Genomic DNA, 13188 nt, shown 5'->3' with positions numbered 1-13188 from the left:
TCTTAAAGAAAAGGCTTTTCTAGAAAACCTGATGGTACTAACTCCTTTAGTCTCAGCACTAAATACTCATGATGTTGAGGTCGCAGAAACACTGATAGGGGTCATTAATTTCTTGATGATCTTTGTTGCAGCAAGGACTTTGGCTGAAATCTTGGTTAGACTAAGTTTGCCTACTATTGTAGGTGAACTTCTTGCGGGAGTTTTAATTGGTGCCTCAGGATTACATCTTTTATTGCCGCCTAGTGCTCATGCTGAGTTGAATCAAGGTTTTGTTTCTGTTATTAGCACACTTGCTTCAGTACCGAAAGAAGCAGTCCCAGATATTTATTTTGAAACTTTTCCATCATTACAAGCAGTAGCAACTTTAGGGCTATATGCTTTGTTATTTTTGACCGGTCTTGAGAGTGAATTAGAGGAACTTGTAGCAGTTGGAGCACAAGCTTTCACTGTTGCAATGGCAGGAGTGATTTTGCCATTTGCTTTTGGAACTTTTGGATTAATGTTTATTTTCCAAGTAGATATCATTCCTGCGATATTTGCTGGTGCATCTATGACCGCGACTAGTATTGGTATTACTGCAAGTGTTTTTGGTGAGCTTGGTTATTTAAAAACTCGTGAGGGTCAAATTGTTATTGGCGCAGCAGTATTAGATGACATACTTGGAATTGTTATTCTTGCCGTTGTTGTAGCACTTGCGACGGGAGGATCACTGCAAATTGCTCCCATCGTCAAATTAGTACTAGCTGCAACTGTTTTTGTATTTGCTGCAATTGCTTTAAGTCGAACAGCGGCTCCAGCCTTTGATTGGTTGCTTGAGAGACTTAAAGCTCCTGGAGCTGTTGTTGTGGCCTCTTTCGTAATACTAGTCTTAAGCTGTTTTGTAGCTACTGCTATAGGTTTAGAAGCTGCTTTGGGTGCTTTTGCCGCTGGATTGATACTAAGTAGTTCAAAAAATAATCACGCAATTCAACAATCTGTGTTGCCATTGGTATCGCTCTTTGCAACTATCTTCTTTGTGCTTGTTGGAGCTGGTATGGATCTTTCTGTAATCAATCCTCTTGATCCACAGAGTCGCTCAGCTCTAATTGTTGCTGGTTTCTTATTCATTGTGGCGATCGTAGGGAAAATCGCTGCTGGCTGGTGTTTTGTCATTGATAAACCAACAAATAGATTAGTAGTTGGTCTAGGAATGATGCCTCGAGGTGAGGTCGGATTGATTTTTCTAGGATTGGGAACAAGTGCAGGTTTGCTTACCCCTTCACTTGAGGCTGCAATATTGTTAATGGTTATTGGAACAACATTTTTAGCACCTGTTTTGCTAAGAGTTGTTTTGAAAGATAAACCCCCTTCAGGAGGTAATTCTATTCCTGATGAGATTGCAGCTGATCCAGTTGGATTGGTTTAGAAATTATCAATAACTCTTTTTCAAAAAGGTGAGGCAATTTCGAAAAAAAAGAAATAAAATCATTAATCTTTTTCTATCAATTATTTACTAGGATCTAGAGGTTAGAATTTATCTTTAAATGGTTTCCTCAGTTGTAGAAACAAATCTTTCTGATTGGAAATTCCTAGGTCACCCTGTTCACAGTCTGAGCATTATTCCTGAAGCTCATAAAACCAAGACCGATGAAGAAAAAGGTCCAGCAATTCTCTTAATTCATGGCTTTGGTGCTTCTACAACTCATTGGAGGCACAACTTACCAGTACTTGGAAAGCAGTATGAAGTTCACGCTCTGGATCTTCTTGGGTTTGGTAAAAGCTCTAAACCGAGTGGACTTGCTTATGGAGGACCACTTTGGAGAGATCAAATAGTTGCTTACGTAAAAGAAAAAATTGGGAGACCTACAGTACTTGTAGGTAATTCTCTAGGAGGATATGCTGCGCTTGCCAGTGGTTCGGCTATGGGTCCAGAAGCAGCGGGTGTGGTTTTATTAAATGCTGCTGGTTATTTCAGTGCAGATAAGAAAACAACAAAAGGAACTTGGGCGACAGCTAGAAAAACTATTGCTGGTATCTTTCTCAAAAATGCTCTATTGCAAAGAATAATTTTTGAAAACCTTAGACAGCCTTCAACAATTAAACGTACTTTGAATCAAGTTTATATTGATACATCTAACGTTGATGATGAACTAGTAGAAGCGATCCGAAAACCATCTTTGGATAAGGGTGCTTTTAATGTCTTCAAAAGTGTTTTCGATCCAGCAGGACCTCAGGGAAGACCACTTGATGAGTTATTTGCTCAGTTGAAGGCACCATTATTATTGCTATGGGGTAATAGAGATCCTTGGATGAATGCTCCTGGTAAAAGGGCTACTTATAAAAAACACACTCCCACAAATACAAAAGAAGTTATTTTAGATGCTGGTCATTGTCCTCATGACGAAGTGCCCGATCAAGTTAATTCAGCTCTTTTAGAATGGATTAATCAGCTTTAATACATGTCCATCAGTTTCGAAAAAAAGACAAAGCCTTATCCTCATTGGGAATATTCAAACCTTGAATTTGATTCATCAATAAGTATTGTTCCTGAAAGAGGAGGGCTGATTACTGAATGGCGAAGCGAAGGGAAGGAACTTTTGTACTTTGATTTAGAGCGTTTTCTAGATAAAGATAAAAGTGTCAGAGGAGGAATACCTATCCTTTTCCCCATATGCGGGGGTTTGTCTGAGGGCTATTCACTTGGTGGCAAGAAGTATTTTTTAAAACAACATGGTTTTGCTAGAGATTTACCTTGGTCAATAGGTTTATTAAAAGATAAACTAGGAATAAGGCTTAAACTCACTGATACAAAAGATTCACGTTCTTATTTTCCTTTCTTTTTTACTCTGTGGATGGATGCATGCTTGAAAGAAAAAAGTCTTCAAATATCTATTAAAATCCAGAACCAGAGTCAAGATTCTATGCCTTTCAGTGTTGGTCTGCATCCATATTTTCAAGTTTCAAACATACAAAAAATAAAGATAGATGGTTTGCCTGAAAAATGTATTGATCAAACTAATATGAAAGTTACTAATGTCTCTGACCAGATAAGAATTTTAGATAAAGGTGTTGATTTTCTTTCTTATCCTTCTTCTTCGGTTAAACTGTTTGATTTTTTATCTAGGAATGTAATTGAATTAATTCATCAAGAGCCAATGGATACAACTGTCATATGGACTGATCCTCCTAGACAAATGGTTTGTCTGGAGCCTTGGACTAGCCCAAGGAATTCACTGGTGACTGGAGATAGAAAGCTGGAAATCAAACCGGAAGAATATATAGAATTATTTACTACTTTTCAGCATAATTCTTTTTAGTTATTTGAGTTATTGACGAGTACAGTTTCTAATTAATTAAATTCAATTTATAGCTTTTTGTATGACAAATATTTCAATATTTTGTTCGTTTTTGCAACTATGTTCAATATATTATAGATTCGTTATTCATGAATTTGTGATGAATAATGTTAGGAGCAGATGTTTCCTCTCCAAGAGTACTTAATATTGATGACCTCAGGTCTAGAGCTAAAAGTCGTCTGCCGGCAATGGTTTTTAACTATATAGATAGTGGTGCAGATAGAGAACAAACACTTTCACAAAATTGCAACGCATATAATGAAATTTTATTTAGACCTAGATGTGCAGTTTCTGTTCCATCGTGTGATCTTGGAATATCTGTTTTAGATCAGAAATTTCAACTTCCTTTCTTGTTGGGACCAGTAGGTAGTAGCAGAATGTTCTATCCTCAAGGAGAAGTGGTTGCAGCTAGAGAGGCAGGAAAAGCTGGAACTGGATATACCTTGTCGACTCTCTCTGGTTGTTTATTAGAAGACGTTAAAGCTGCTACAAATGGGCCAGCTTGGTATCAGCTTTATTTGCTAGGTGGTAAAGAAGTTGCCTTAAAAACAATTTCTAGAGCCAAAAAAGCTGGATTCTCAGCAATAGTTGTAACTATTGATACACCCGTGTCTGGTTTAAGAGAAAGAGATATGCGATCAGGAACTCAACAGCTTTTATCAATGAATCCTTTGGAGATGTTTCCTTATATTCCTCAAATATTAGTTAAACCATGCTGGATGACTCAATGGTTAAGTGATGGAGGCTTAATGAGTTTTCCTAATGTTCAACTTGATGATGGCCCCATGGGATATACGGCAATTGGTCCTGCTTTAGAGCAATCAGTTGTTACTTGGGAGGATCTTCAATGGATACGAGAGGCGTGGGGTGGAAAAATTATTGTTAAGGGTATACATATTGGTGATGATGCAAAAAAAGCGGCAGAGCTAGGGGCTGATGCGATCGTTATTTCTAATCATGGAGCTAGGCAACTTGATAGCGTTGCTCCCACGATCCGTGTTTTGCCAGAAATTTTAGCTGCAGTTGATGGAAAAATAGATGTGTTGCTAGATGGAGGTATTCGCAGGGGTAGTGATGTCGTTAAAGCATTGTGTCTTGGTGCGAAAGGAGTTTTGATCGGTAGAGCATATGCTTATGGACTTGCTGCTGCGGGAGGGAAAGGCGTTGCCAGAGCTATAGAAATTCTTCAAACAGATATAGTGAGAACTATGAAACTATTGGGATGTGGGTCTGTTGCCGAGTTAAATAAATCTTATATTCAAGTTCCTGAAAGTTGGGAGAGGTTCGAATAAATCTTTGACTGAATAATAGATTTATTTTTTATGAAAATAATTATTTTTGATGATGATCCAACTGGATCTCAAACTGTTTATGGATGCCCATTATTATTAAACTGGGATGAACATAATCTAGAGAAAGCATTTAAACAGTCTTCTCCTTTAATATTTATACTTGCAAACACAAGATCTTTATCTTCTGTTTTGGCTGTTAAGAAAACTAGAGAAATATGCTCATCTATTAAGAAATTTTTTTTAAGACAAGGATATTCCAAAGATGATTTCTTTTATATTAGTCGAGGTGATTCAACATTACGTGGTCATGGTGTTTTGGAACCTGCAATTCTCGAGGAAGAATTAGGGCCATTTGATGCAACATTTCACATTCCAGCTTTTTTGGAAGGTGGAAGAACAACTGAGAACGGTATTCATTATTTAAATGGTATACCTGTTCATACTACTGATTTTGGTCATGATAATATTTTTGGATTTTCTACTAGTAATTTAGCTAAATGGATTGAAGAAAAAAGTTTTGGAAAGATTCAGGCGAAAAATATCTTACATGTTGAAATTAAACAATTAGATATGGCTTTTAATAATGAGGATGATTTTGAATCTCTTTTAAAATTTTTGTCTAACTTAGAAAATAATACTTCAGTGGTTGTGGATGCTAAATTACCTCATCATTTAGAAATACTAGCTAGTGCGATTAAAGTAGTTTCTAAAGAAAAAAGATTTCTTTTTAGGACTGCAGCAAGCTTTATCAATTCTTTATCTGCCTTACCACCTAACCCTCAAGATGCTGCAGATTTAGTTGCTTTGAAATTGAAAAATAAAGAGTGTAAATATAAGCCAGGTTTGGTAATGGTTGGCTCCCATGTGAAATTAGCGACAGATCAATTAAAGGTTTTATTGATAGATAATTCCTGTGAGGGGGTCGAAATACCAGTTAGTAAATTAGCTAATATTTTTGCTTTAGAAGATTATCAACAGGCAATCTTAGAACTTGAGCATACTTTATTATCGGAAATAGATGATATTTTGGGTATAGAAAAAATACCTGTTTTATATACTTCTCGAGAAGAAATGAAGTTTTCTGCTTGCCCTGAAAGAATGAATTTTGGACTTCAACTTGCAGAGTTTATGGCAGTTCTGGTTAGGAAAATAACTAATAAATTGGGTTATATTATTAGTAAAGGAGGTATTACAACACAGATCTTACTTCAGAAAGGGTTCAATTTTAACCATGTAAATTTAAAAGGCCAAGTATTACCAGGGTTGTCAATAGTAACAAGTAATTCTGATCAATATAATTTACCAATAGTTACTTTCCCAGGTAATCTTGGCAATGAGAAAACCCTGTTAGAAGTATTAAAATTGATGGAGTCAATTCCTTAATTTGTGAAGACTCTAAATAAAATTAGTTAAAATCTTTCAACAATTGATTTAGCAAAATCACTACAACTAAGAGGCTCTACGCGTGGTTCCATTAAACGTGCTAGATCGTAAGTCACTTGTTTGTCTGAAATAGATTTGCTCAATCCATTTGTAATTAATTTTGCTGCCTCATTCCAACCCAAATATTCAAGCATCATTACTCCGCTTAATATTACTGAACCTGGATTTATTCTGTCCAAGCCTGCATGTTTCGGAGCTGTTCCATGCGTGGCTTCGAAAATAGCCGCTGTATCTCCAATGTTTGCACCTGGTGCCATCCCCAGTCCACCAACAATTGCAGCGGCCGCATCCGATATGTAATCACCATTAAGATTGAGAGTTGCAAGTATTGAATACTCTTGAGGACGAGTTTGAATTTGTTGAAAAATACTATCTGCTATTCGGTCATCAACCATCACCATATCTTTCCATTTACCATTGCCATGACTAGTTCCAATGATTGTAAGAACGGAACAAACCTCATCACAAATAGCTTTCTTTTTCTCTTCTGTTAAAAAGGAATATCCTGGATCAATCAACTCAGCATTCTCCTCGTAAGAGATGTGAGGATTTTTTTCTACATTATCTAAAATCCAACTTTCTCTCTCGGTAACGCATTCACTCCTAAATTCTGTGGTTGCTAATTCGTATCCCCAATCTCTGAAAGCTCCTTCAGTGAATTTCATGATGTTTCCCTTGTGAACCAAGGTCACATGTCTTTTGCTCCCCTCAAGGGTGAGTGCATGTTTAATTGCACGTCTGATATGTCTTTGACTACCACTTTTACTAACTGGTTTAATGCCTATTCCTGATCCGCTTGGAATTTTCCTGTTTTTTAGTTTTTGGCTGGCTGGAATTATTTCATTATTGAGTTGGTCAATCAATTTGATGCATTCGGGATCATCAGATTCCCATTCAATACCCATATAAATATCTTCAGTATTTTCTCTATAAACAATTACATCTAAATCTTGCGGCTTTTTATGAGGGCTTGGAGTCCCTGCGTAATATTTGCAAGGTCTAACACATGAATATAGATCAAAAATCTGTCTTAGAGATACGTTTAAAGATCTAATTCCACCACCTACAGGAGTGGTTAAAGGTCCTTTGATAGCCATCCCGTAAGTTCGTATCGCTTCGAGGGTATCGTTTGGTAAATATTGATAAGTTCCGTATAACTCGCAAGCTTCATCACCTGCATAGATTTTGAACCATTCAATGGATCGATTTTTTCCATAAGCCTTTTCAATAGCTTTATCGATAACTAATTGTGTAGCTGGCCAAATATCTATTCCTGTTCCATCCCCTCTGATAAATGGAATAATTGGATGGTCTGGGACTACTGGGTTTCCATCAAAAAAAGTAATTCTTTGGCCTTTTGACGGAGCACTAAGCTTTTCAAAATTTGCCATAATTTTTATCCAGCGATTAATTCATCTAATGTTGAGCTTATGTCTAAGTGGTAAGTTTTGATTAAATGATTTTGAACTCATGGCACTAGCCTTCGCTAGGCAACTTCGTGAAGGGACTAAAAAGTCTCATACGATGGCTGAAAACACAGGTTTTATAAGTTGTTTCCTCAAGGGAGTAGTTGATAGGTCCTCATATAGAAATTTATTAGCTGATTTATATTTTGTTTACTCTGCGATGGAGGAAGAGATAGAAAAACTTTGTGAAAATTCTCATCCAATAATTTCTCCAATTGGATTTAAAGAGCTTTTTCGTAAGAAAAAATTAGAACAAGATTTGTCATTCTACTTTGGTAGTAATTGGTCTGAATTGGTAAAACCCTCAAAACCTGCTGTTGAATATGAAGCAAGAATCCGAGAAATCGCTAAAGATAATCCTGAACTTTTAATTGGGCACCACTACAGCCGATATATAGGTGACTTGTCTGGGGGACAGCTTTTGAAAACAATCACTAAAAAAGCCATGAATCTTCCTGGTGACGATGGACTTAGCTTTTATATTTTTGAGGAAATCAGCGATGAAAAAGAATTTAAGATTAAGTATAGAAATACTTTAGACAATCTTCCTATTGATCAAAAGACAGCTGATTCAATTATAGAAGAGGCTAATAGATCTTTTAAATATAATATGGATATTTTTAATGAATTAGAAGGAAATTTAATTGCAGCGATAGGGAAAGTTTTATTTAGATTTTTTGCAAATAAAAAGCGAAAAGGTAGCACGGAGTAATAAAATTCATATTTTTTTAAAACTATTATTTTATTTATATTCATTATCTATTAAGATATCTATTATGAAGTATAAGAGTGTTGAAGATTTGTATTTTTTCTCTTTAACTGATTTAATTATTTCAAGGGAGAGGACGTTATTAAACTCTTTAAGGAGATGACTGTATATGTTTAATAACCTGTTAAGTGAGTTAAAAAAAAATATTCTTGAACATGGCGGTAAGAAGTTGATTGTACCGAATGAATTTTGTGAATGCGTTTCAAAACAAGGCAATTGTAAATTGAACAGTTGGTTATGGGATGTTCCCGGATTTCGAAGATGGAGAGTCACTAGATTGGATGCAGGAGATCGCCTTCAGGTATTAAATTCAGTTGCTTATCCTGATGAAAAAAATGATATGCCAATTATGGGTATTGACCTTTTGTGGTTTGAAAAAAAACAAAAGCTAGTTGCTATTCTTGATTTCCAGCCTCTAGTTCAAGATAAAGAATATTTAGATAGATATTTTGATGGCTTGAAAAGCCTAAAAAAATGTTTTAATCAGTTTAATTCTAGTATGAAAAGTAATATATATGATCCAAATAAGTACTTCTCACCATGGGCCCTTGTTTGCAAAGGAGGAAATTTTGAAGCGGAAAATATTTTACCAAAAATTTTTAGTTCTTTTCTTAAATGTTATTGGGAAAATCTTGATTTGTCTAAAGCTAATGAAAATCATATTAAATCTCAAGAGATCAGCTTATTGCATATAGACTATGATAAATATAGTGCTAAAAAAGATCCTGCTCATGGTTTATTTTCTGGCTTTTTTGGTAAAGAATGGTCAGAGAAATATATGAAAGAATTTTTATTTCCTTTAAGCCTAGAAAACATTAATTCTTAAGTTAATTTTTTAAATGCAAAGTATTCGAAATAATAGTCTTGAGCCTATTTCAATAAGTAATTGGCGTTGGGCTTATTTCTTAGATCAAACTATTAAGGCCTTTTCTACTTTTCAAACTAGACCTTATCCAATAGATAATGATTTTCTGTTTAGAGAATCTTTTTTTGGTTCAAGTTCTAATCCTAAAAAAGTTATTTTGGAAACATGGGGTCTAAAGATGGAAAAAATACGACAGGCTAGATGTGCATGCTTGCAAGCAGGTGACATTACTTCTGTCATGAATTTGGTAATTTCACCTCTCAATAATTATGACCTGCCTTTTTTTGGAGCCGATTTTGTCACACTTCCAAATGGACATCTTATTGCATTAGATCTTCAACCAGCGTTAAAAGATGATACAACACATACTCAATATGTTTCGAATAAATTAAAATCTATACATGCTCATTGGCAATCTAAAATTCCATCAGGAGGTGATATACCCTCTGGGGCTAGAAAATACTTTTCTCCAGCTTTTCTTTGGTCTAGAATTCCATTAGGAGAAGAAGGTGACAACTTGATTACTCAGGTAATTAAACCTGCTTTTGATGAATACTTGAATTGTTTCTTGGATTTAGTAAGAGAGGCAAAAATAATTTCTAAGGAAAGATCTTTTCAACTGTTAGATGGTCAGAAAAAATATATGCGATATAGGGCTGAAAAAGATCCTGCAAGAGGAATGTTGCGGAGCTTTTTTGGAGAGCTATGGACTGAAAGCTATATAAATAATATCCTTTTTGACTTAAAATAAAATAAAGACATTTAAAAAATGGTAAAAAAAATTCTCTTTGTTTGCTTGGGAAATATTTGTCGTTCGCCTGCAGCTGAAGGAATTTTTACTAAAAAAATTAAAGAGAGAGATTTAGAAAAATTGTTTGTAGTTGATTCCGCAGGTACTGGTAGTTGGCATGTAGGAAATCTTCCTGATAAAAGAATGCGCTCAACAGCGTTATCAAGGGGGATAGAACTGACCAGTAGGTCGAGACAAATCGAAGAAAATGATTTATATGAGTTTGATCAGATTCTTGTTATGGATAAAGATAATCTCGACGCTGTTAAATCATTAACTAAAGATCAAAATAATCCTGTAAATTCTAAAATAAAACTGATTCTAAGTTACTCAAAAAACTTTCAATTAGATGAAGTTCCTGACCCTTATTATGGCGGTCAAAATGGATTCGACAAAGTTATAGATTTACTTGATGATGCTATGGATGGATTAATAGATAGTCTCACGGATTAGGCGTTGGCCAGACTTCCTCTGGAATCTTTGATCTGAAAATATCAATCAGTTCTTTTAATACATCTTCAATATTCATACCATCTGTTACGAGCTCTATTGCCTCTTGAGCTTTTTTTAAAGGAGCTATTTTTCGTTCACTATCTTTTTTATCTCTTTCTTTAATTTCTTTTTCAAGATCTTCAATGCTGGAGAATTCATAACCTCTTTTGTTTAAGTCAAGGGCTCTTCTTTTTGCTCTTTCTGTTGGAGAGGCAGTAAGAAAAATTTTGAGGTCTGCATCTGGAAATACAGCTGTGCCTATGTCTCTTCCTTCCGCGACCAAGCCCCCATTGTTTCCAATTACTTGTTGTTTTCGGGTCAATAGTTCTCTTACAAATTGTTGTTTGGCAATTTCGGAAACCATTGAAGTCACTTTAGGGGATCTAATTTGTTCTGTTACGTCAATATTATTTATGAATATTTTTTGCTCAACAAAGCTAGAGTTTTTAAATTCTAATTTTAAATCTTTTAAGATATTTTTGATTTCCGCTTGATCATTTGGATCAATCGAATTGCTTATTATTAACCAAGTCACTGCTCGATACATTGCGCCAGTATCTAAATAAATAAAACCAAGTTTCTTGGCAAATGCTTTAGTTACTGTGCTTTTCCCTGCACCAGCAGGCCCATCAATCGCAACAATTGGTTTTCTTTGCATCAGAAAAGTGTGATCGATTAGCCTTGTAGACCCACATTTTACTGCTGCTGCCAAAAGGCATAGTCTATTGATATTTTCTGTTTCTTTTAATGAAAATGGATCTACGATTTTGAGATATTCAATTTTTAAATTATTTTCTTCAAATATCGAAGCTATTTTTGTGAGATTTATTACTTTCCCTTTATCAAATTCTGTTTTTGCTTCTTTGATTGCATTAGGTAATGATTGAGCATTTACTCTTTCAGAATCACTAAGATAAGAATTTCTTGAACTATAAGCAAATCCACTTTGGTCTCTTTGTGTAGAATAGGATTCAATCTTTACAGGTATTGATAGTTCTTGAAAGAGTTTTCTAATTATAATTAATTGTTGCCAATCTTTTTCTCCCAGAATTAGTTTCTCTGGCTTGATAATTTTGATCAATCGAATAATAACGGTTGCGACTCCATCAAAATGTCCTTTCCTTTCAGCACCACATAATTGATTATGTAATGTTTTAGGTACTTCAATTTTAAAATGTGAATCTTCACCTCCAGGAAAAACTTCGTCATAATCTGGAGCCCAAATTGCATCTGCTCCCGCGCTAAAAGCTAATTCAGCATCTCTGTTTATATTTCTGGGATATTTTTTGAAGTCTTCACCCTTGCTAAATTGCAATGGATTTACAAAAATACTTAAAAGAATAATTTGGTTTATGTTTGTTTTCCTTTCTTTTGCTTTCTGAATTAAATATTTGTGCCCAGGGTGAAGTCCTCCCATGGTAGGGATAAAAATTATTGCTGAATTTTGTTCACTAAGCCAATCTTTTAATTCAGCATTAGTTTGGAAGATTTTTCGTACCACTATGTTGGTAAACAAATTAATTTCATCAACTTATGATTGAAATGAAATAAGTTGATTGCATACTGATACTGATCCCATATGGATTTCATATTAGGGTTCATATCTTTTGAATAAGAAAGCTTTTTACTGATGGATTACAAAACTGCGGGAGTTGATGTTACTGCTGGAAGAGCCTTTGTGGAAAGAATTAAATCATGCGTTGAAAAAACTCATAAAAGTGAGGTCATAGGAGGTTTAGGAGGTTTTGGAGGATGTATAAGAATTCCAAAAGGCTTTGAAAGCCCAGTCTTGGTCTCTGGGACAGATGGTGTTGGTACAAAATTAGAATTAGCTCAGCAATATCGTTGTCATTTTGGAGTCGGAATAGACTTAGTTGCAATGTGTGTGAATGATGTAATAACTAATGGGGCTCGACCTTTATTTTTTCTTGATTACATAGCAAGCGGAACTTTGACTCCTGATGCTTTAGCTGAAGTGATAGAGGGCATTGCAGCAGGCTGTTGTCAATCGGATTGTTCTCTCTTAGGTGGCGAGACAGCTGAAATGCCAGGTTTTTATCCCAGTGGGAGATATGACCTTGCAGGCTTTTGTGTTGGGATCGTTGAAAATCATCACTTAATAGACGGCACCAAAATTAATTGTGAAGATCAGATCATTGGGATTAAAAGTAACGGTGTTCATAGCAATGGTTTTAGTCTTGTTCGCAGAGTTCTTTCTATGGCGAATGTGGATGAAAATACTCTATATGGGAAAGATAAAAGGAACTTGATCGAATCTTTGCTGGAACCAACAGCAATTTATGTTCCACTCGTTGAGAAATTGTTGAGAGAAAATTTACCAATTCATGGAATGACCCATATTACAGGTGGGGGTTTGCCAGAGAATCTTCCAAGAATTTTCCCTTCTGGATTGTCACCACATATAGATATAACTACCTGGGAAATAACTGAAATCTTTAATTGGTTACAAAATGCTGGAGATATTCCTGAAATTGATCTTTGGAATACTTTTAATATGGGTATAGGTTTTTGTCTAATTGTTCCTAAAAATGAAGTGAATTCTGCTTTAGAAATATGTATGAAAAATGATTTTGAGGCTTGGAATATAGGGCAAGTTGTTGAAAGTAAGAATAATTCAAAGCATATTGATATTTTAGGAATACCTAGCTGAGGTTTTAAGCATAGTTTTATAAAATCCCCAGTACAGTATCTGAACAAATTAAATGAAGGTTAAAA

At 35.1% G+C, this 13188-nt stretch carries 12 protein-coding genes; 10 read left to right on the top strand and 2 right to left on the bottom strand.

From position 1 onward, the window contains the following. Positions 1-31 precede the first annotated feature (31 nt). The 5 genes from EW15_RS09445 (at position 32) to EW15_RS09425 (ending at position 6010) form a co-directional block, all read left to right on the top strand. Entirely contained in the window at positions 32-1405 is a 1374-nt protein-coding gene (locus EW15_RS09445) for a cation:proton antiporter (protein ID WP_011295519.1), read from the top strand. Between the two features lie 118 nt (positions 1406-1523). After that, complete coding sequence (locus EW15_RS09440; protein WP_038654486.1) at positions 1524-2435, top strand: alpha/beta fold hydrolase; 912 nt, start codon at positions 1524-1526, stop codon at positions 2433-2435. 3 nt (positions 2436-2438) lie between these two features. Continuing rightward, complete coding sequence (locus EW15_RS09435; RefSeq protein ID WP_038654483.1) at positions 2439-3296, top strand: galactose mutarotase; 858 nt, start codon at positions 2439-2441, stop codon at positions 3294-3296. Positions 3297-3442: 146 nt separating this feature from the next. Continuing rightward, positions 3443-4627 (top strand): alpha-hydroxy acid oxidase, encoded by a 1185-nt coding sequence (locus EW15_RS09430; RefSeq protein WP_038654480.1) that lies wholly within the window; start codon positions 3443-3445, stop codon positions 4625-4627. Positions 4628-4657: 30 nt separating this feature from the next. Beyond that, on the top strand, positions 4658-6010 hold the full coding sequence (locus EW15_RS09425) for a four-carbon acid sugar kinase family protein (RefSeq protein WP_038654477.1): 1353 nt from the start codon (positions 4658-4660) through the stop codon (positions 6008-6010). Positions 6011-6036: 26 nt separating this feature from the next. On the opposite strand, the gene EW15_RS09420 is transcribed toward EW15_RS09425, so the two are convergent. Beyond that, entirely contained in the window at positions 6037-7461 is a 1425-nt protein-coding gene (locus EW15_RS09420) for an NADP-dependent isocitrate dehydrogenase (protein ID WP_038654474.1), read from the bottom strand. Between the two features lie 79 nt (positions 7462-7540). Between EW15_RS09420 and EW15_RS09415 the strand changes: the two genes are divergently transcribed. The 4 genes from EW15_RS09415 (at position 7541) to EW15_RS09400 (ending at position 10413) form a co-directional block, all read left to right on the top strand. After that, positions 7541-8248, top strand: a complete 708-nt coding sequence (locus tag EW15_RS09415) for a heme oxygenase (biliverdin-producing) (protein WP_038654471.1) — start codon at positions 7541-7543, stop codon at positions 8246-8248. 166 nt (positions 8249-8414) lie between these two features. Continuing rightward, on the top strand, positions 8415-9131 hold the full coding sequence (locus EW15_RS09410) for a 15,16-dihydrobiliverdin:ferredoxin oxidoreductase (RefSeq protein WP_038654467.1): 717 nt from the start codon (positions 8415-8417) through the stop codon (positions 9129-9131). A 13-nt stretch (positions 9132-9144) separates the two neighbouring features. Continuing rightward, positions 9145-9921, top strand: a complete 777-nt coding sequence (locus tag EW15_RS09405; RefSeq protein WP_038654464.1) for a phycoerythrobilin:ferredoxin oxidoreductase — start codon at positions 9145-9147, stop codon at positions 9919-9921. An 18-nt stretch (positions 9922-9939) separates the two neighbouring features. Further along, positions 9940-10413, top strand: a complete 474-nt coding sequence (locus tag EW15_RS09400) for a low molecular weight protein-tyrosine-phosphatase (protein WP_038654461.1) — start codon at positions 9940-9942, stop codon at positions 10411-10413. Here EW15_RS09400 and EW15_RS09395 read toward each other — a convergent pair. Continuing rightward, positions 10403-11953 carry a bifunctional pantoate--beta-alanine ligase/(d)CMP kinase gene (locus tag EW15_RS09395; RefSeq protein ID WP_038654458.1) on the bottom strand — a complete coding sequence of 517 codons (1551 nt, stop codon included), beginning with the start codon at positions 11951-11953 and terminating at the stop codon, positions 10403-10405. The two genes, EW15_RS09400 and EW15_RS09395, sit on opposite strands and share 11 nt — an antisense overlap. A gap of 129 nt (positions 11954-12082) precedes the next feature. Here EW15_RS09395 and purM point away from each other — a divergent pair, with 129 nt between their 5' ends. Beyond that, on the top strand, positions 12083-13123 hold the full coding sequence (gene purM, locus EW15_RS09390) for a phosphoribosylformylglycinamidine cyclo-ligase (RefSeq protein ID WP_038654454.1): 1041 nt from the start codon (positions 12083-12085) through the stop codon (positions 13121-13123). Positions 13124-13188 lie beyond the last annotated feature (65 nt).

Origin of the sequence: Prochlorococcus sp. MIT 0801, from assembly GCF_000757865.1 — a bacterium.
In the GTDB taxonomy this organism is placed as follows: domain Bacteria; phylum Cyanobacteriota; class Cyanobacteriia; order PCC-6307; family Cyanobiaceae; genus Prochlorococcus_B.
This window is presented reverse-complemented; position numbering and strand designations above follow the sequence as displayed.